The 18,811-nt window shown below is 62.1% G+C and carries 20 protein-coding genes, 1 tRNA gene and 1 other RNA gene; 15 read left to right on the top strand and 7 right to left on the bottom strand.

What is annotated here, in order from left to right; genetic code table 11:
- Positions 1 to 494 precede the first annotated feature (494 nt).
- From ACIQLI_RS09730 to ACIQLI_RS09700, 7 genes are all read left to right on the top strand, one after another.
- Positions 495 to 914, top strand: a complete 420-nt coding sequence (locus ACIQLI_RS09730; protein ID WP_354227206.1) for a DUF3052 domain-containing protein — start codon at positions 495 to 497, stop codon at positions 912 to 914.
- The gene (locus ACIQLI_RS09725) at positions 911 to 1,414 is read left to right on the top strand and encodes a peroxiredoxin (protein ID WP_400387568.1); all 504 of its coding nucleotides are present in this window, start codon (positions 911 to 913) and stop codon (positions 1,412 to 1,414) included. The genes ACIQLI_RS09730 and ACIQLI_RS09725 overlap by 4 nt, the downstream gene beginning before the upstream one ends.
- A complete protein-coding gene (locus ACIQLI_RS09720) occupies positions 1,411 to 2,367 on the top strand; it encodes an NAD-dependent protein deacetylase (RefSeq protein ID WP_400387565.1) in 957 nt (318 codons plus the stop codon). The genes ACIQLI_RS09725 and ACIQLI_RS09720 overlap by 4 nt, the downstream gene beginning before the upstream one ends.
- A gap of 55 nt (positions 2,368 to 2,422) precedes the next feature.
- A tRNA-Val gene (locus ACIQLI_RS09715) sits at positions 2,423 to 2,495 on the top strand.
- Between the two features lie 117 nt (positions 2,496 to 2,612).
- A complete protein-coding gene (locus ACIQLI_RS09710) occupies positions 2,613 to 2,903 on the top strand; it encodes a hypothetical protein (RefSeq protein ID WP_354227200.1) in 291 nt (96 codons plus the stop codon).
- A gap of 232 nt (positions 2,904 to 3,135) precedes the next feature.
- Positions 3,136 to 3,930, top strand: a complete 795-nt coding sequence (locus ACIQLI_RS09705; RefSeq protein WP_354227198.1) for an IclR family transcriptional regulator — start codon at positions 3,136 to 3,138, stop codon at positions 3,928 to 3,930.
- 149 nt (positions 3,931 to 4,079) lie between these two features.
- Positions 4,080 to 5,438, top strand: coding sequence for an MFS transporter (locus ACIQLI_RS09700; RefSeq protein ID WP_400387561.1), 1,359 nt, complete (start codon positions 4,080 to 4,082; stop codon positions 5,436 to 5,438).
- An 85-nt stretch (positions 5,439 to 5,523) separates the two neighbouring features.
- Here the strand turns inward: ACIQLI_RS09700 and ACIQLI_RS09695 are convergent, their stop codons facing one another.
- Together ACIQLI_RS09695 and ACIQLI_RS09690 are read right to left on the bottom strand one after the other, a co-directional pair.
- Positions 5,524 to 6,027: a hypothetical protein gene (locus tag ACIQLI_RS09695; protein ID WP_354227194.1), complete on the bottom strand. Its 504-nt coding sequence runs from the start codon at positions 6,025 to 6,027 to the stop codon at positions 5,524 to 5,526.
- A gap of 102 nt (positions 6,028 to 6,129) precedes the next feature.
- Positions 6,130 to 7,197, bottom strand: a complete 1,068-nt coding sequence (locus ACIQLI_RS09690; RefSeq protein ID WP_400387558.1) for a D-2-hydroxyacid dehydrogenase — start codon at positions 7,195 to 7,197, stop codon at positions 6,130 to 6,132.
- 70 nt (positions 7,198 to 7,267) lie between these two features.
- On the opposite strand from ACIQLI_RS09690, the gene ACIQLI_RS09685 reads away from it, so the two are divergent.
- From ACIQLI_RS09685 to ACIQLI_RS09675, 3 genes are read left to right on the top strand one after another with little or no spacing between them, the layout of a single operon-like run.
- On the top strand, positions 7,268 to 8,179 hold the full coding sequence (locus tag ACIQLI_RS09685; protein WP_400387555.1) for an NAD(P)-dependent oxidoreductase: 912 nt from the start codon (positions 7,268 to 7,270) through the stop codon (positions 8,177 to 8,179).
- 35 nt (positions 8,180 to 8,214) lie between these two features.
- Positions 8,215 to 8,985 (top strand): SDR family oxidoreductase, encoded by a 771-nt coding sequence (locus ACIQLI_RS09680; RefSeq protein WP_400387553.1) that lies wholly within the window; start codon positions 8,215 to 8,217, stop codon positions 8,983 to 8,985.
- Entirely contained in the window at positions 8,985 to 10,031 is a 1,047-nt protein-coding gene (locus ACIQLI_RS09675; protein WP_400387550.1) for an L-idonate 5-dehydrogenase, read from the top strand. The genes ACIQLI_RS09680 and ACIQLI_RS09675 overlap by 1 nt, the downstream gene beginning before the upstream one ends.
- Before the next feature lie 7 nt (positions 10,032 to 10,038).
- Here ACIQLI_RS09675 and ACIQLI_RS09670 read toward each other — a convergent pair whose 3' ends face one another.
- On the bottom strand, positions 10,039 to 10,767 hold the full coding sequence (locus ACIQLI_RS09670; protein ID WP_089595337.1) for a FadR/GntR family transcriptional regulator: 729 nt from the start codon (positions 10,765 to 10,767) through the stop codon (positions 10,039 to 10,041).
- Between the two features lie 244 nt (positions 10,768 to 11,011).
- On the opposite strand from ACIQLI_RS09670, the gene gndA reads away from it, so the two are divergent.
- Positions 11,012 to 12,448, top strand: a complete 1,437-nt coding sequence (gene gndA / locus ACIQLI_RS09665; RefSeq protein WP_354227182.1) for an NADP-dependent phosphogluconate dehydrogenase — start codon at positions 11,012 to 11,014, stop codon at positions 12,446 to 12,448.
- A 107-nt stretch (positions 12,449 to 12,555) separates the two neighbouring features.
- Complete coding sequence (locus ACIQLI_RS09660) at positions 12,556 to 13,395, top strand: oxidoreductase (RefSeq protein WP_400387547.1); 840 nt, start codon at positions 12,556 to 12,558, stop codon at positions 13,393 to 13,395.
- Here the strand turns inward: ACIQLI_RS09660 and epsC are convergent.
- From epsC to msrA, 3 genes are all read right to left on the bottom strand, one after another.
- Entirely contained in the window at positions 13,392 to 13,976 is a 585-nt protein-coding gene (epsC, locus tag ACIQLI_RS09655; RefSeq protein ID WP_354227178.1) for a serine O-acetyltransferase EpsC, read from the bottom strand. The genes ACIQLI_RS09660 and epsC overlap by 4 nt on opposite strands.
- Before the next feature lie 41 nt (positions 13,977 to 14,017).
- The gene (gene cysK, locus ACIQLI_RS09650; protein WP_017200618.1) at positions 14,018 to 14,953 is read right to left on the bottom strand and encodes a cysteine synthase A; all 936 of its coding nucleotides are present in this window, start codon (positions 14,951 to 14,953) and stop codon (positions 14,018 to 14,020) included.
- A 66-nt stretch (positions 14,954 to 15,019) separates the two neighbouring features.
- Positions 15,020 to 15,544, bottom strand: coding sequence for a peptide-methionine (S)-S-oxide reductase MsrA (gene msrA / locus ACIQLI_RS09645; protein ID WP_089595334.1), 525 nt, complete (start codon positions 15,542 to 15,544; stop codon positions 15,020 to 15,022).
- Positions 15,545 to 15,678: 134 nt separating this feature from the next.
- Here msrA and ACIQLI_RS09640 point away from each other — a divergent pair, with 134 nt between their 5' ends.
- Entirely contained in the window at positions 15,679 to 16,608 is a 930-nt protein-coding gene (locus ACIQLI_RS09640; protein WP_354227175.1) for a Nif3-like dinuclear metal center hexameric protein, read from the top strand.
- A gap of 90 nt (positions 16,609 to 16,698) precedes the next feature.
- Positions 16,699 to 17,436 carry a C4-type zinc ribbon domain-containing protein gene (locus tag ACIQLI_RS09635; protein ID WP_354227173.1) on the top strand — a complete coding sequence of 246 codons (738 nt, stop codon included), beginning with the start codon at positions 16,699 to 16,701 and terminating at the stop codon, positions 17,434 to 17,436.
- A gap of 27 nt (positions 17,437 to 17,463) precedes the next feature.
- Here the strand turns inward: ACIQLI_RS09635 and ACIQLI_RS09630 are convergent, their stop codons facing one another.
- Positions 17,464 to 18,228 carry a YaaA family protein gene (locus ACIQLI_RS09630; protein ID WP_400387542.1) on the bottom strand — a complete coding sequence of 255 codons (765 nt, stop codon included), beginning with the start codon at positions 18,226 to 18,228 and terminating at the stop codon, positions 17,464 to 17,466.
- Positions 18,229 to 18,286: 58 nt separating this feature from the next.
- Between ACIQLI_RS09630 and rnpB the strand changes: the two genes are divergently transcribed.
- Positions 18,287 to 18,679, top strand: an RNA gene (gene rnpB / locus ACIQLI_RS09625) — RNase P RNA component class A.
- Positions 18,680 to 18,811: the final 132 nt, after the last annotated feature.

The following is an 18,811-nucleotide window of genomic DNA, read 5'->3' as shown; positions in this document are numbered from 1 at the left end:
CACTCAGCGGTCTCTTCCGGATCACGATCAGGCAGCTGGGCAGTCAACCCGCTGAGGATGTGTGAGGTCTCTTCTCCTGCAGCCACGTCCAACCTTCCTTTAGGCGCATGCATCGGCGCCTCAGGTCTGGCAGGGTAACTGCCCGTCGTGAACGCGTCGTGTGCGACATTTCGGTTTCAACAGCCCGGTCGGATGCGCCGGGCAGGTCTTGTGAGCGCTTGGCTGCCCAGTAGAATTCTGCGGGGCGATCGCCCTGCAGCCAGAGCGCTCATGGCCACTCTAGCTTTCACTGCGCTGGGATGCGTAGCCGCGGCCCCTGAAGGGCGTTGTATGTCACACCCTGCCGGCCAGCGTGACGGAAAGCACGTGACTGTCATAGCCCCGAAACGCGCCGGGGAATGCGGAATGTGGCCCGTGGCAGGGACAATGGCTTGAAGCACACGCCCAAAGGGTGTTGGCTGTTAGTAATGGAAGTCACTTCAAAAGGAGGAAACGTGAGCGAGGCCGACGCCGCCACATCGGTAAATGTGGCGGAACGAATGGGTTTCAAAGATGGGGATCTGATTCAGGAGCGCGGCTACGACGACGACGTCGACTTCGACTTGCGTGACGACATCGAAGATGTCACGGGCTCTGAGCTGTTGGATGAAGACGACCACGACGTAGTAGATGCCGTTGTCTATTGGTGGCGGGATGGCGACGGCGATCTTGTTGATGCCCTCATGGATTCGCTCACCACGCTGAAGGAAGGCGGAATTGTCTGGGTGCTGACCCCTAAGTCCGGCCGCGACAACTATGTCTCCCCGGCTGACATTCAGGACGCTGCCCCCACGTCCGGACTGCACCTGACCACCTCTGCCGGGGTGTCGAAAGACTGGAGCGCCACCCGACTGGTGCCAAAGAAGAACAAGTGACCGATGTCCGACTGGCGCCGGCTCCTGCGGTCGTTCCGCAGCCGGGCCAGGCTGCGCCGGACTTTGAGCTCGTCAACCAATTTGGCGAGCCCGTCCGTCTGTCGGATTACAGGGGCCGCAATGTAGTTGTGGTGTTTTACCCCTTCGCGTTCTCCGGGATCTGTACCGGTGAACTATGTGAGATCCGCGACAACATTGCGGCGTTCGAGGATTCGAACGCCGTGGTGCTTGCCGTCTCCGTGGATAGTAAATTCACGCTGCGCGCCTACGCCCAACAGGAAAGCTATGGCTTTGACCTGCTGGCGGATTTTTGGCCCCATGGTGCGGTGGCCAGGACGTACGGAGTTTTCGACGACGTCAGCGGTATGGCCCTGCGGGGAACGTTCATCATCGACGCCGCCGGGATCATCCGGTATGTGGTGGTCAATCCACGTGGACAAGCGAGGGACTTGGCTGAATACCGCCTCGCGCTCACGGCGTTGGGTCAGCAGCAAGCATGAGTGCCGGGCGGCCCGGCGTGGGGATGACTGGTTTTGCCAGCATGGCTCCTGCGCCGGCGGCGCAGCTTGGTCCCGGAGAGATTCCCGCGCTCCGGCAGGCTGTAGACGTCATGGCGAAGAAGCGTCTGGCTGTGTTGACGGGTGCCGGACTCAGTACCGATTCCGGTATTCCCGATTATCGCGGGCCGGGTTCTGCACCCCGGAATCCCATGACCTTCCAGGAGTTCATCGGCAGCGAGGCGAACCGCAGGCGCTATTGGGCCCGCAACCATCTTGGGTGGTCCCACTTGAGGCATGCCGACCCCAATGCCGGACACGCCGCCGTCGCGCTGATGGAGCGCAGGGGCCTCCTGTCCGGTCTCATCACCCAGAATGTCGACAGGCTTCACGAGGACGCAGGCAGCGTCAACGTGGTGGATTTGCACGGGCGTTTTGACCAGGTGGTCTGCCTGGAGAACTGCCATATTTTCAGCAGACGGCTCATTGCAGCGATTCTCGAGGAGATCAATCCGGGATTCCTTGATGCCGCCTTGGAGTCCGGGCTGGTGGAAATGGCGCCTGATGCTGATGCAACGGTTGAGGATCCGGAGCTCATCACCTCGTTCGTCATGGCGGTTTGTCCCAGATGCGGAGGGACGCTTAAGCCCGACTTTGTCTATTTCGGCGAGAACGTTCCCAAGGACCGCGTCGAGCGCGCCTACGCCATGGTTGATCAAGCGGAGGTACTCCTTGTAGCAGGCTCGTCCCTGACGGTGCAGAGCGGCCTGCGCTTTGTGCGCCACGCCGCCAAGGCCGAAAAGCCGGTAGTCATTATCAACCGGGGAACTACCCGGGGCGACAGCTATGCGACCCTGAAACTCGAGCTCGGAGTCAGCGGCGCCTTGGACTATTTGGCACGGAACCTGCCGGATATTCCGAGCGCGCATCCGCCGATTGGTGTTTCTCCCGATTGATCATGTAGAGTCATTGTTCGTTGGTTGAAGCGCTGAGGCACTGAAACCGCACCATGGGTCTTTAGCTCAGCTGGTAGAGCGCCACGTTTACACCGTGGATGTCATCGGTTCGATCCCGGTAGGACCCACCGATCGAAACCCCGTCACTTCAAGCCTTTTGGCTGGTAGTGGCGGGGTTTTTTCGTGCAAAGCACGTGTTCCCCACGTCCCTTTAATGTCAGGGCCCACTTCTAGGGTTTCTTCCCATGGAGCACGTAGATATCCGTAGCAGCGCGCAAGGTACCCCGTTGGTCGTCCTGAGGGGCAACCGTGAATGGCGGATCGTGGTGGAGCCCGTGCGCTGGTTTGAGCGCGTTTCCTGGTGGGAGCAATCGAGACGAATGCCCCGGGGACAAGGCCGCGTGGATGTTGAGGTCTGGCAGGTCCAGGTTCGTTTGGGAAACAATGTCCGGTCCGGCATCGCTACGTGGGAACTGGTACGGGACGGTGCAGGCGGGGGCTGGTACCTAAGGGGCGAAGAAGTGGCCGCGGCCTAGGTTTTCCGGGAAATGGATGAGCTCTCCACCGCGACTATTGGGGGATGCCGCGGTGGAGAGCTCGAAGATGAATATACAGAGAACTTTTGGGTTTGAAAAGCCGGGCACGCCAAACCGCCCGCACGTGTCGAGGACCCGGTGGGCTCACGCCCTCACGACGGCGGCGGCGTGTCACTATGATGGGTAGTGTTCAGCTGAATGAACGCGAAAAGAGTTATGACGAAGGAGAATCATGGCCGATTCCCGCACCACCCGCTCCGAGGGGCTGGGCGCTTCGTCGCCTGCGCCCGCCGTGACCCGCGCAGCCGCCGTTCTTGAGGCACTGGCAGGATCGCCGTCAGGGCGGCTGACGCTGAGTGATCTTTCCCGCGAACTTGGCATCCCCAAATCGTCCACGTCCAATCTCCTGCTGGCGCTTGAGGAGGCTCGCCTTATTACCAGGCAAGGTGCGGATTTTGCCTTGGGGCGGAAGCTGGTGGAGCTCGGTGCCGCGTACCTGAGCCGCCTCGACGAGGTTCAGGAGTTCTACAAGTATTGCGAGCAGGCACCTACCCTCTCAGGTGAGACGGTGCGCATCGCCATGCTCGACGGGGATCACGTCATCTATTTGGCCCGCTATGAGGGGCATCCTGCGGTGAGGCTGACATCCAATATTGGCGACAAGATGCCCGTCTCCCTTTGCAGCGTTGGCAAAGCCCTGCTGGCGCAACTGCATGACCACGACATTGAGTCGATGTTCCCTGATGGCATGGCACTTCCGGTCATGACTGCCAATTCACTTCGCACCACCGAGGAACTCAAGTCCCAGATAGCTGCCATTCGGAAACAGGGGTTTGCCTTCGAAGATGAGGAGTCAACGGTGGGTGTGGTCTGCCTCGCCGTGCCCGTGCCCACTCATGGCGCCCACGGACCCAGTTTGGGGCTTTCGGTCACTGCGCTCAAAGCCACCTACTCCGAGGAGCAGGGCGCCTTGATGGTCAAGGAGCTTAAGGAGTTGGCACGATCCCTGGGGAACCCCATGGGCTGATCCTTTTCATTTAGCGAAAGATCAAATAAATCTGATTACAACCTTGGCAGTGAGTTCAACAAGCTGTACGCTGTTCACCATAGTGATCTTGGCGGTGATGCCATCACTATCTCGCCGGGCCAACGGGGGCCTGGGGTGATTTTGAGGGAGTGCTTGTGATAACTCGTACTAATGCACGGCTCGCAGCTGATGTTGACGATGCTGTTGTTGAGCCGGAACAGCTGCGCAGGGCTACCTTGGCCAGCTCCGTCGGCTCAGCCTTGGAGTACTACGATTTCTACATCTACGGATTGGCTTCCGCGCTGATCTTTGGTCCATTGTTCTTCGCCCCCCTTGGCCCGGAGGGCGCCCTGATCGCTTCCTTCGCCACCTATGGCGTTGGATTCGCGGCGCGACCCTTCGGCGGGTTGATCTTTGGCTACATCGGCGACAGGTTTGGCCGCAAGATGGTCCTGATCCTGACCATTGCCTTGATGGGTACGGCAAGCTTCGCCATTGGTTTGCTTCCGACCTTCGAGCAGGCCGGCATGCTCGGGGCGGTCCTGCTGGTGACCTTACGGATCATCCAGGGCCTCGGCGCGGGCGCGGAGCAGGCCGGCGCAACCACGCTGATCTCCGAAGTAGCTCCGCGCCGTCGTCGTGGTTTCTTCGCATCCTTGCCTTTCGTGGGCATCCAACTGGGTACCCTCCTCGGCGCGGGAACCTTTGCTTTGATTGCCATGGCTGACAAGGACGTCCTGCAGGGCTGGCTGTGGCGCGTTCCTTTCCTGGCCAGTTTCATCCTGATCGCAGTGGCCATCTTCATCCGCCTCAAGCTCAAGGAAACGCCTGCGTTCCAGGAGTTGGAGAAGCACAAGAATGTGGTCAAGAACCCGATCGGTGCGCTGTGGAAGCACTCCAAGAAGAATGTGCTCCTGGGTATCGGGCTCCGGATGGGCGAAAACGGCAACTCGTCCATTTACTCGGCCTTGTTGGTGTCGTTCATGAGCATGCCGGCAGGCGTCTTTGCCGGAAACAACTCGATCGGCCCTGTGGGCTTGCTGATCGCGGCAGGTTTCGCTGCCGCCCTGGTGGTGACGTTCGGCGCGCTGTCCGATAGGTTCGGCCGCGTTCCGGTGTACCGCTACGGCGCCTTGTTCCAGGCCATCATTGCGGTTCCTGCCTTCTACCTGGTCACCTTGGGCAATGTCACTCTGGTGTGGGTTGTCATGTCCGTGGGCATTGCCATCGGCGTCCAGTCGATGCTTGGCCCCCAGTGCCCGCTGCTGCCGGAGCTGTTCGGCTCCCAGTACCGCTTTACGGGTGTGGCCATGAGCCGGGAAATCTCAGCCGTCCTGGCCGGGGGACTCGCGCCCCTCCTGGGTGCGCTCATGCTGGCGGCCACCAACCACTCATGGCTTGTGCTGGCCATCTACTCCCTGGTCTTGGCGCTCATCTCCTTCGTCACCACCTTCTTCACCCCGGAGACGGCGGGGCGCGACCTGGTCAGTACGGAAGACGCCAAGTAGCGTCCCGGCCCAACAAAAGATGCGTGGCACCCTCCGGACGGAGGGTGCCACGCATCTTTTGTGTAGGGAACCGGCGCTGGCCGCGCTATTCCTCTTCGGCCCGCGTCGGCCGGAAAACGCTGCCCGAACGAGGAGCGGTGGCGAACCATCCCGTACCTTCACCGGGTGGGTGGGCGGCAAGGGCGCGGGAGATTCTCTCCTTCTCTGCGTGTGCCGCAGCTGCAAGGGCGTCGAAGGCAGCAACTGCGATGGCGTTGGGCGCCTTCGTCCCATGGAACCGGCGTGCCTGCACGTTATCCCCGTAGGGTTTGAACTCCACTTCATAACCGTCGCCTAGTTCATCAGCAACACGTTGGGCCAAGCGCAGACCTTCTGCGGTGTACTTGGCGGCGCGGCCCTCCGACGTCCAGGTGAAGTCCCGAGCCAGGGAATCATAGTAGAACTGCTCCCAGTCCCGGAGTTCATGCACCAGGCCCTCGGTCAACCCGGTGAGAGAGTACTCGATCGGAACATCCAGCCAGAGGACTGTATCCCCGTAGTCCGGAAAGAGGCGCACCACCGTGCGTTGAGGGACCTCCGAGGCGTTCATGTGGCGATGCTACGCCGACCGACACAACAAAGGCACGGCCAAGTTGCCTTGGCCGCGCCTTTGCACTGAATTTCCGCTAAGCCACGAGGGGCGGGACGAGGGTTAGTAGAAGTGGATGGGATCCACCAGATGGGGTAGCTCGCCGCCGGCCATAAAGGTACGCAGGTTGCTGCAGAACCGTTCTGCGATGAGGCGGTTCTCAGCCGCACTCAGGGCGGAAGTATGCGGGGACACCAGCACCCGGGGGTGGCTCCACAGGGGGCTGTCCTGGGGGAGGGGTTCCACGGCGAAGACGTCAAGGCATGCGTAGGAAACCTGACCGTTGTCGAGGGCTTCAAGCAGGGCTACCTCGTCCACAACCGTTCCGCGCCCAACATTGACGAAGACAGTGCCCGGTTTCATGGCATCAAAAATGTTCTTGTTGAAAAGTTTCTCGGTGTAAGGCGTGCCGGGAAGGGTGTTGACCACCGCATCGGCATCCGCCAGAAGTCCGGTGAGGCCGCTGTTGTCGGTAACTTCCTCAATGCCGTCGATGGCTTCGACGTTGCGTTTGGTGCCGCTGACCTTCATGCCCAAAGCCCGCGCAATCCGTGCTGTTTCCATTCCGATTTCGCCAAGGCCCGCAATGACCAGCTTGGAGCCATTGGCCAACTTGGTAGGGGTGCGCAGCTCGGGCCAGAACCTGGCGGCCTGGTCCTGTGCCATCTCTGCGCTGCGCTTGAATCCGTTAAGGATGCCGAACGCGGAGAACTCGGCCAAGGGTAGTGCGTGGACGCCTGCTGAGGTGGTGACGCGGAACTTCTGCAGTGTTTCGGTGTCCAAGCCTGAGGCCTTGACGGCACCGCCGGCGCCGGCGGCCATGGCATGGATCCACTGCAGATGCGGGTTCCCGGCAGCGATGCGTGCCAGACCGGCGGGGCTTTCGTTGGGGAAGCCGTAGAGAACCTGTGCCCGGTTCAGCATGGCCCAGTAGCGTTCCTCCTGCTCGGGCGTCCGCTTGAAGTTGGGATCGCCGGCGTGGTCGGCGGGGAACCGCTCCGGGGGCAACAGTTCGGGATCGTAGAGAACTGTTACGGAGGGATCTACAGCGCGGATCAGCTCTACGTACTCTGCTTCGAGCGGTACAGCGATGGCGATGGTCAGTTCTGCAGTCGTCATGGTGTTCATCATACTGAATGGCGGCTAGGATATTGAACAGAATTTACTAAGATGACCACAAAGAAGTGAGGTGTCAATTACGGTGACCAATCAGCGTGTGGGTTTTGTAGGCCTCGGACTCATGGGAGCACCCATGGCCGCCAACCTCGTCAGGGCCGGGTGGACCGTCACCGCCTGGAACCGCTCCGATGCCGTCTTCGAAGACCTTCCCACGGTCCAACGGGCAGAAAACGTTGCGGGACTCCGTGACGAGGACGCCATCGTCTTCATGCTCCCGGACCTGCCGTTCATCGAAGACGCCGCCGCGGACCTGCTTGCGTCATGGCGGAACCAACCGCCAAAGCCGGGCACCGCCGTCGTCATCATGAGCAGTGTCTCGCCCACAGCGGTACAGCAGTTCGGTGCGACAGTTCAAGAAGCCAGCAGCGGCAACGCAATGGTGGTGGACGCGCCGGTCAGTGGCGGCACAGCCGGTGCGCAAAGCGGGACACTGGCCATCATGGTCGGAACCACCGAACCTGTGTTCGAAACACTGCAACCACTGCTGGGCGCCATGGGGACCACGGTTCGACGGATGGGGCCATTGGGGTCGGGGTCCCTCGCCAAGGCGTGCAATCAACTGATTGTCGGAACCACGACGGCGGCACTCGCCGAAGCCGCCGAACTCGCCGAGCGCTCCGGCATGGAAGTGGGCGCCCTCTTTGACGTCCTGTCCGGCGGGCTGGCGGGAAGCCGGGTTTTGGACAACGTAGGTCCACGCCTGGCCTCCAAGGACTACGCACCCACGGGGCCGGCCAAGTTCATGCACAAGGACCTTGGCTTCGTGCTGACCAGCGCTGAAGCCGTTGGGTCCGCCGTTCCCATGGCTTCAGCCGCGATTGAACTCTACGCAGAGCTCAAACGCCAGGGCCTCGGTGACCAGGACCTCGCCGTGGTCCGCCAAACCATCGCGAACCTGAGCCGGCCGCACGCTGCGTCGGCGACCACCAAATGAACCGGCGCAACCACAGAAGGAACGAAGAACAAACCATGAGTGGACTTTTTGATCTGACCGGACGGGTTGCCTTGGTCACTGGTTCGAGCAGGGGGATCGGTAACGCCTTGGCCAGGGGGTTGGCCGATGCCGGGGCTACGGTGGTGCTCAATGGCATCAATCCGGAGCGGCTTGAAGCGGCCCATCAAGCCATGGCGGCTGAATACCCGGCGGCCCGGGTGCACAGCCGGGCCTTCGACGTTACGGACGCTGCGTCCGCTGCCGAGGGAGTTGCCTGGGTGGAGAAGAACGTCGGTCCGCTGGAGATCCTGGTGAACAACGCCGGGATCCAGCACCGCGTTCCGATGCTGGACCTGGACGTCAAGGACTGGGACCGGGTGATCACCACGGACCTGACCAGTGCGTTCCTGGTGGGCAGGGAAGCTGCACGGCACATGATCCCCCGGGGCCAAGGGAAAATCATCAATATCTGTTCGGTCCAGACGGACCTGGCCCGTCCCACCATCGCACCGTATGTGGCGGCCAAGGGCGGCCTCCGGAACCTGACCCGCGCCATGACCGCTGAGTGGGCCGCGTCCGGTTTGCAGATCAACGGCATAGCGCCGGGGTACATCCACACGGAGATGACGCAGAACCTGGTGGATGATTCCGATTTCAACTCCTGGATACTGGGCCGCACTCCGGCCAACCGGTGGGGGACGGTGGCTGATCTTGCCGGGCCTGTGGTGTGGCTTGCCTCCCAAGCGTCCAACTTTGTCAACGGCCAGACGATCTTCGTCGACGGCGGAATGACGGTGGTGGTCTGATGGCCATCACTCTTCCGGCTTTCGGCCCAGCCGTGGTGGCCCATGGAAAGGGCGATCTCCGGATCGAGGACATCCCGCTGACCGCGCCGGCTGCCGGGGAAGCGATCGTGGAGATTGCCTACGGCGGAATCTGCGGTTCAGATCTTCATTACTGGTTGCATGGTGCGGCGGGGGAGTCGATCCTCAAAGAACCCATGGTCCTTGGACACGAGATTGTGGGCGTGGTCCTCCAACAGGCAGCCGATGGTTCCGGCCCTGGCGTGGGAACGCCGGTGGCCGTCCACCCTGCGACGCCTGCACCTGGAGATGTCCGATATCCGGAAGACCGGCCCAACCTCTCCCCGGGTTGCACGTACTTGGGCAGTGCTGCCCGGCATCCGCACACGGACGGCGCGTTCAGCCGCTACGCCAACCTGCCCGCCAGGATGCTCCGCCCGCTGCCGGAAAACCTGGACCTTCGCACCGCTGCGCTCGCGGAACCGGCCAGTGTTGCCTGGCACGCAGTGGCCCGCGCGGGCGACGTCAAGGGAAAGACGGCCCTGGTGATCGGCAGCGGCCCGATCGGTGCCCTCGCCATTGCGGTTCTCAAGCGTGCCGGCGCGGCCAGGATCGTCGCCGTCGACATGCATGACAAACCGTTGGAAATCGCACGGGCTGTAGGCGCGGATGAGGTCCTCAAGGGCGATGAAGCGGAGGCCATAGCGGCAGTGGATGCCGACGTCGTCATTGAATCCTCGGGAAGCCACTACGGACTTGCCTCGGCCATCAAGGGAACCACACGCGGCGGCAAGGTAGTGATGGTTGGCCTGCTGCCGTCAGGGCCGCAGCCGGTGTTCATCTCCCTGGCCATCACCCGCGAGTTGGAACTGCTCGGTTCGTTCCGCTTCAATGACGAAATCGACGACGTTATTACTGCTTTGGCCGATGGATCGCTGTTTGTGGCCCCCGTGGTGACGCACGAATTCGACCTCGCCCACGGACTGGAAGCTTTTGAGGTGGCCAAGAACTCCGCCGAGTCCGGAAAGGTCCTGCTGAAGTTCGGATAGCTGCCGGCTAGTTTTTGGACACAGGGACGAAGACGCGGGGTTGGTCATCCCAGCTGGGTGCCAGCTCCGCGATGGTCTGCCGCATGATCTTTGCTGCCGCGTCGCGCGCCAGGGAACCGTCTCCTGCGTCGATCGCGTGGGCGACGTCCATATGCCACTGCAACGCCTGCTTCTGGGGGTGTTCAGGCATGAGTCCGTGCACCGTACGTCCGGTGAGTGTCTCGGTGACCTGGCCAATGAGGTTGGCGAACATTTCGTTGCCCGAGCCGGACAGTACCAGGGCGTGGAAACGGATGTCGAGGTCCAGGAACCTGGCCATATCGCCGGCGTCGCCGGCTTCCTTCATGGCCAAGGAAATACCCACCAGCTCTTGGCGGAGGCTTTCCGGTGCATTGCCTGCGGCAAGTTCTGCAGCAACGGGCTCGACGGCGGAACGCAGCTCTGCGAGCGACCGCAACTGGGCGCCACGCCCCTCGCCTGCCAGCCGCCAACGAATCACCAAGGGATCGAAAGGATTCCAACGGTGTGCAGGAAGGACCCGAATGCCCACCCGCTTGATGGTCTCCACGAGGCCCAGCGACTGCAGGACGCGGACAGCTTCCCGGACCACTGAGCGGGACACCTTGAGTTCGTCTTCCAAGTGCTCCGCCAACATAACGTGGCCGGTTGGCAGGGCGCCACCCACAATCCGGGTTCCCAAATGCTCAACGGCGCGGTGGTGGAGGCTGGTTGACATAGAGGTAAGCATAGTGGCGCGCGGGTCGCCTGCGTGCAGGACCCGGCGTCGCATGCGCGGGTGGATCCGGGCGCTCATCATAGACTGTTTATGACGCGGGGAGGTTCCACAACGTGGGCACCGCTTTCCCGCCCAAGGTTTTAATACGTATGGTTTATTACAGCCCCTGGTTTTGAAATCGCTTCCTGTGTGCCCCCAGGGGGGCGCGGCAGGACTGTTTGCACACGAACGAATTGGAGTTTTGATGTCAGCACACATCGGTGTCACCGGCCTTGCGGTGATGGGCGCCAACCTGGCCCGCAACCTCGCCCGCAACGGCTTCACCGTGGCTCTCCACAACCGCTCCGTGGAAAAGACTGACGCCCTGCTCGAAAAGCACGGCACGGACGGCGACTTCATCCGCACGGAAACGCTGCAAGAACTCGTCGATTCCCTCGAAAAGCCCCGTCGCGTCCTCATCATGGTCAAGGCAGGCGCTCCCGTTGACAACGTCATCGAGCAGCTCGAACCGCTGCTCGAAGCCGGTGACATCATCATCGACGCCGGCAACTCGCACTACGAGGACACCCGCCGCCGCGAAGCCGCGCTGGCAAAGAAGGACCTTCACTTCGTCGGCGTCGGTGTATCCGGTGGCGAAGAAGGCGCCCTGAACGGCCCGTCCATCATGCCCGGCGGCTCCCGCGAGTCCTACGATGCCCTCGGCCCGCTGCTGGAGAAGATTTCCGCCAAGGTCGACGGCGAACCCTGCTGCGCCTGGATCGGCACCGACGGCGCCGGCCACTTCGTCAAGATGGTCCACAACGGCATTGAATACGCCGACATGCAGGTCATCGGTGAAGCATTCGACCTCCTCCGCTCCGGTGCCGGCATCGAGCCCGCCGAGCAGTCCAAGATCTTCGCAGAATGGAACAAGGGCGATCTTTCCTCCTTCCTGATCGAAATTTCCGCAGAGGTATTGGGCCACGTTGACGCCAAGACGGGCAAGCCGTTCGTGGACGTCGTCGTCGATGCTGCAGGCCAGAAGGGCACGGGCCGCTGGACAGTCATCTCTGCCCTGGAACTCGGCTCCCCGGTCTCCGGCATCGCCGAGTCCGTCTTCGCCCGCGCACTGTCCTCCCAGACCGAGCAGCGCAAGCTTGGCCAGGAACTGCTCGCCGGCGAAGAAGCCTCCGTGGAAATCCCCGAGACCTTCGTCGAGGACGTCCGCCAGGCACTGTACGCCTCCAAGCTGGTCTCGTACGCTCAAGGCCTGGATATGCTGACTTCCGCGGCCAAGGAGTACGGCTGGGACCTCAAGCTGGATGAAATCGCTTCGCTCTGGCGTGCAGGCTGCATCATCCGTGCAGAACTGCTCAAGGACATCACCAAGGCCTACGCCGCGGACGAGAAGCCCGCCAACCTGCTGTTCGCACCGGCCTTCACCAAAGCCATCGCCGAGGCACTTCCGGCGTGGCGCCGCGTGGTAGCCACCGCAGTCCAGTTGGGCATCCCGGTACCGGTGTTCTCCTCCTCGCTGGCCTACTACGATGGCTTGCGCCGCAAGCGCGTTGCCGCTGCCCTGATCCAGGGCCAGCGCGACCTCTTCGGGGCACACACCTACGGCCGCGTGGACACCGAGGGTACGTTCCACACACTGTGGGGCGAAGACAAGTCTGAGATCTCGGCGGTCGACACCCACTAGCATCAACGTCCCGTCACAGGCCGGTCCATCCCCGTTACGCTGGGGGAGGGCCGGCCTTTGCCGTAGCTGAACAGCCTTGGAAGTACCTGAACAGATGGAGAACCGCCATGGCATCCCGTATTGCGATGGTCACCGGGGCCTCCGCAGGAATCGGCTTTGACACGGCCATCGCGCTAAGCGCGGCCGGGTTCACGGTCTACGCCGGCGCGCGCCGCGTGGAGAAGATGGAGCCGCTGAAACGCCATGGCATTACAGTCATATCCTTGGATGTCACCTCTGAGGAATCCATGGGGTCGGCAGTGGCGCTGGTGGAAGCGGCCCACGGGCACATCGATGTGCTGGTCAACAATGCCGGCTATGGCTCCTACGGATCCCTTGAAGAAGTACCGTTGGCCGAGGGCAGGCGTCAATTCGAAGTCAACGTCATGGGCCTGGCCAGGATGACCCAGCTGGTGATCCCCGGGATGCGTGCCGCCGGCTCCGGCAGGATCATCAATGTCACGTCCATAGGCGGAAAAATCTACGAGCCATTGGGCGCCTGGTATCACGGAACCAAATTCGCCGTCGAAGGCATGAGCGACGCCCTGCGCCTGGAACTGAAGCCGCACGGCATCGACGTCGTGATCATCGAACCGTCAGGGACCAACAGTGAATGGGGAACCATTGCGGGGGAAAGCCTGCTGGCTACGTCCGGCGACGGGCCTTATCAGCAGCAGGCCCATGTTGTGGCTGCTGCTTTGGCGTCCACATCAGGAGAGGGCCACGTGTTGTCGACTCCGGCTCGGATTGTTGCAAACACCATTGTTCGGGCCGCAACGGCAAAACGCCCCAGGACCCGCTACCCGGTGGGCAGGGGCGCCTGGAGCGTCCTGATGATGCGAAGGATTCTTCCGGACCGTGCGTTCGATGCTGTCTTTTGGAATTTCTACAGCAGGTTGGCGGGCTAGATCCGGTACTCGATGTAGTACTCTGCGGGATCCACGGCGGGCTTGGTTTCAGACCTGGCGTCCCGGTGCCGCCAGGTGGCGGGAATGCCCGTGATGATGGATTCCGGAGGTGCGTCCTTGACCACCACGGCGTTGGCACCGATGGCGCTGCCGGCACCGATGCTGATGGGACCCAGGACTTTTGCGCCCGCGCCGATGGTGACGCGGTCGCCGATGGTGGGGTGCCGCTTGACCTTGGCCAGCGAACGGCCGCCGAGTGTTACGCCGTGATAGATCATCACGTCCTCGCCGATTTCGGCGGTTTCCCCGATCACCACACCCATGCCGTGGTCGATGAAGAACCGGCGGCCAATGGTGGCACCCGGATGGATCTCGATGCCCGTCAGGAACCTGGCCAGCTGGGAGATCAGGCGCGCCGGAAAACGGAGCGCCGGATTCTGCCACAGCCGGTGCGTCACGCGGTGCGCCCAAATGGCGTGCAAGCCGGAGTATGCGAAAAAGTTCTCGAAAGAGCCTCGAGCCGCCGGGTCGTGTGACCGGGCGGCGTCGAGGTCTTCCTTAAGCCTTGCGAAGAAGCTCACAAAGACCTTTCTACAGGAAATGAAGGATTGCAGGCTTTGTCTCAGCCGCGGATGTCGTCGAACAGCACAGTGGAGATGTAACGCTCTCCAAAGTCGCAGACAACGGCAACGATCAACTTGCCGGCGTTCTCAGGGCGCTTGGCCAGCTCGAGGGCGCCCCACACGATGGCACCGGAGGAGATGCCACCGAGGATGCCTTCACGGGCGCCGAGCTCACGGGCAACACGGACGGAATCTTCCAGAGTGGCGTCCAGGACTTCGTCGTAAACGTTGGTGTCCAGGATTTCGGGAACAAAGTTGGCGCCGATTCCCTGGATCTTGTGGGGACCCGGAGCACCACCATTGAGGATTGCGGAGTCCTTGGGCTCGATGGCGACGATCTGCACGCCCGGCTTGCGTTCTTTGAGGACCTGCCCGACGCCGGTGATGGTGCCGCCGGTGCCCACGCCTGCAACAAAGATGTCCACTTCACCGTCGGTGTCTTCCCAGACTTCCTCGGCAGTGGTGGTGCGGTGGATCGCCGGGTTGGCCTCATTGGCGAACTGCTGCGCCCAAATGGAGTTTTCCGTGTTGGCGACGATCTCCTGTGCCTTCTCCACGGCGCCGCGCATGCCTTCGGATCCGGGCGTGAGGACGATTTCGGCACCGTAGGCGCGCAACATGACGCGGCGCTCGGTGGACATGGTCTCCGGCATGGTCAGGATGACCTTGTAGCCGCGGGCTGCGCCCACCAGGGCCAGGGCGATGCCGGTGTTGCCGGAGGTACCTTCGACGATGGTTCCGCCGGGCTTCAAAGCGCCGGACTTCTCGGCAGCGTCAATGATGGCCACACCGATGCGGTCCTTGACGCTGTTGGCCGGGTTGTAGAACTCAAGCTTGACGGCAACCGTGGCGTCGAGGCCTTCGGTAAGCCGGTTCAAGCGGACCAGCGGAGTGCGGCCGACCAGCTGCGTGACGTCGTCGTAGATCCTAGCCATGAAAATTTCGCCTATCTCTGAAGAGGGAATGCTGAGGTCAGCCTAACCAGCCGGATCGAAACACCGCTAAGCAGTAAGCCATGCAGAGTAATATTTCCGGGCCTTGGCCAGCTTCGGGTTAATAATCACCTGGCAGTATCCCTGATAGGGGAATTTGGCGTAGTAATTCTGGTGGACTTCCTCGGCCTCGTGGAACTCAGGCAGACGGCTGACCTCGGTCACGATCGGATCCGACCAGAGTGCCTGGGCACGCTCGATGGCTTCCTCGAACAAAACTTTTTCTTCGGTGGTGGTGTAGAACATCGAAGACCTGTACTGGGTACCAACGTCATAGCCTTGCCGGTTCAGCGTGGTGGGGTCATGCAGGGCAAAGAACATGTCCAGAATGACCTCTTCCGGGACCACGGTTTCGTCGAAGGTGACGGCCACCACTTCGGCATGGCCCGTAGTTCCTGAGCAGACCTGGTAGTAGTCGGGATTGCGGACGTGGCCGCCCGTGTAGCCCGATACAACTGAGCTGACACCGCGGGTTTTCTGGTAAACGGCGTCCAGGCACCAAAAGCAGCCACCGCCAAGTACGAAAGTTTTCATGTTCTCTTCAATGGATCGGAGGGCTTGATGATTCCCGCTTCACCTTACGGGAGAATTACGGCACCCGGCAGGTCTGCGGGTGGCGGAACTGCCTCATCCGCCGTTGAAGGGAAGAAGTAGGGAAGAATAAGAGCATGGAAGCAGTAAACACCGGTATTTCTGATGCGGATTCGGTCGATGATGACCCAACAGTTGAAGAGGACGAAACAGTTGACGCCGGCGGAGATCCCACGCTTGGCCAGGTGTTGCTGGCTGTTGAAGAACTCTGGCCCGAGTCACTGGCAGAGGAATGGGACGAAGTTGGCTTGGTTGTCGGACGCCCCAACGTCCCCGTGACCAAGGTCCTCTTTGCCGTGGACCCCACGTTGGCTGTCATTGACGAAGCCATTGAGTGGGGCGCCGGACTGCTGATCACCCACCACCCTTTGCTCCTCAAAGGGGTGAACTCCGTGGCCGCCACCTCCGCCAAGGGCCTGGCGGTCCACCGGTTGATCGAGGCCGGAACGGGCCTTCTGACCGTCCATACCAACGGCGACTCCGCAGTCGGGGGAGTTTCCGACGTCCTGGCCGATGCTTTTGGACTGGAAAACGTGGAGCCGCTGACTCCGGCTGCCAACGGCTTGCCTGAAGAAGGCATCGGACGTGTGGGTGACCTTCCGGAACTCATCACGCTCGGTGATTTCGCGGCGAGGGTCTTCGAAATGCTCCCTGCGGTGGCCGGCGGCGTCCGCGTCGCCGGTGACAAGGACGGTCTGGTGCGGCGGGTTGCCGTCTGCGGCGGCGCCGGCGACAGCCTGTTCGACGCCGTCCGCGCCAGCCACGCCGACGTATACGTGACCGCTGACATGCGCCACCACCCGGCCTCGGAAGCCCGTGAGGGAGCAAGCAATGGCCGGCCATACCTGATCGACGTTTCACACTTTGCCAGCGAGTGGCTGTGGCTGCCTGCCGCCGCAGAGGCGCTTGGCAACGTGCTCGCGGACCAAGGCTACGACGTCGAGATCCGTGTCAGCAGCACCAACAGCGATCCTTGGGACTTCATACTCACTCCCGGCGGGGACTAGAGTCTAGAAAGAAACGGACAGCCTCAACAGAATGGGGCTGGTCCGGCCGGAACTGATCTCCAGGCCCGGCAGCGATAAGCGGAGGTAAGCGTGGCGAAAGCAGCACCGGCAGAACAATTGAAATTGCTTGAACTGCAGGGGCTGGATGCCAAGCTGAAGTCACTGGCCGGCCGTCGGAAAGTCCTGGAGACGGACCCCCGGATCACGGACCTCACGGATGCGCTGAGCGTGGCCAACGGCGAACTCGGGGCTGCCAAGGTTGCCGTCCATGACGCCGAGGCCGAACTTCGCCGGGCGGAAGCCGACGTGGAGCAGGTAGCCACCCGCATTGAACGTGACGAGACCCGGCTCAACAGCGGCACCGGCCTGTCCAAGGATCTGGTGGCGCTCCAAAGCGACATCGCGTCATTGAACAAACGCCGCTCCGACCTTGAAGACGTGGAGCTCGAAATTCTGGAGCGCTTGGATACCTTGCGCGAGCGTCAGGCCGCCCAGCAGTCAATTGTTAACGACATCCAAGGCTCCTTCGGCAGCATCCGTGCTGAACTGGATGAAGCCATTGCCGTGATTGCCGCCGAAGAAACAGTGGTTCGGGGACAGAGGGCAGCGTTCGCCGACACCTTGGACGCCGGATTGCTGGCCATTTATGAAAAGACCATCGCCAAGCGCGGGGTCGGCGCTGCCCGGCTGTTCCACGGCAAATCCGAAGGTTCGGGCATGATGCTCAGCCCAGGCGACCTTGCCGAGGTCAAGGCTGCGGCAGAGGACGATATTGTCTTCTGCCCGGATTCCGGGGTCATCCTGGTCCGTTCGGCCGACTGGAACTGACAGGGCCCCGCTCTTCCCGGCCCGGGCTCAGCTGGACAGGATGATGTTGAGCGCGTGGGGCTTCCGGGCAGTTCCCTCAACGAGTTCTGCCGTCCAGGCTTCGCCGGCAGCCTTCAGGAGCTGATCCGGGGTTGCCGGCGCCTTGCCACGCCGGGTCAGCAAGTGTCGAGCCAGTTCGCCGCGGGTGTGCTTGGCGAAGTGGCTCACCACTGTGCGCTTGCCGTTGGCTTCATTGAAGACGTTGACGTTGACGGTCTGCGCCGCCGGGGGAGCCCAGGCAGCGGCATAGGTGCTGGAGCGGCAATCCACCAGGAGTTCGCTTTCGGCACGTGAGGCGAGGGCGGCGTTAAGCTGCGGCTTCCAGTAGGAGGCGAGGCGTCCGACGTCGGGCAGTGCCGTTCCCATGGACAGGCGGTAGGCGGGTACGTGGTCGCCGAAGCCGATGGCGCCCCAGAGGGCGGAGATCACCAGAATGGAATCAGTGGCCTTGCGGCGCTGGGTTGGCGTCATGCTGTTATAGCCCAGGGCGTCGTAAAGAACCCCCGAGTACACCTGGTGCGCAGGCGCTGCCGGTTCGGCATGGAGCCGGGTATTGCGTTCGACGTCTTCCCGCAACGAGGCGCCGACGCCCAGCAGGGAAAGTGCGTCCTCGTGTGCGCTCACTGTGCCCAGGGCCTCGAGCACTTTTGCCCGGTAAGGATTCAGCTCCGGAAAGCTCAATGACTCCCACTCGATGACGGGACCTTTGGGGGCGGGGGTCTTGCCTTCGGACGGGGGCAACAGAATCAGCACCCACCGATATTACCGCCGGACTTTGGCGGGTCCCAACGCCGGTAGACTGGACGGCGGATGGGTCGACCAGGCGGTCGCGCGTCACGAAAGTGGCTCGAGGAACGTCCGGGCTCCGTAGAGCAGGGTGGTGGGTAACGCCCACTCGGGGTAACCCGCAGGCCAGTGCCACAGAGAACAGACCGCCTGCGCTGCGTGATGATTTTCATCGCGGAGCAGCAGGTAAGGGTGAAACGGTGGTGTAAGAGACCACCAGCTCCCTGGGTGACCGGGGAGGCTAGGTAAACCCCACCCGGAGCAAGGCCAGACAGGACACGTTTGAGGGCTGCTCGCCCGAGTGTCCGGGTAGGCTGCTGGAGGGCGTCGGCAACGGCGTTCGTAGATGGATGGCCGCCACTCCCTTTCCGGTAACGGAAGGGGATGACAGAACCCGGCGTATCGGTCGACCCATCCATTTATGACTGCCGCAAAACCGCCGTGTGAGTGATTTCACGCCGCTGGGCGGCCTACGCCCCCTCCTTCCGCCCTAGAATGGTTACTGAACGTAGATGTTCTGCCGCCGGGACTGCGTTCGCAGCCGGCGGAT

Origin of the sequence: Paenarthrobacter sp. NPDC091669, assembly GCF_044756725.1 — a bacterium.
In the GTDB taxonomy this organism is placed as follows: domain Bacteria; phylum Actinomycetota; class Actinomycetes; order Actinomycetales; family Micrococcaceae; genus Arthrobacter; species Arthrobacter bambusae_C.
The sequence above is the reverse complement of the archived record's forward strand: the minus strand, read 5'-3'. Positions and strand labels throughout refer to the sequence as shown.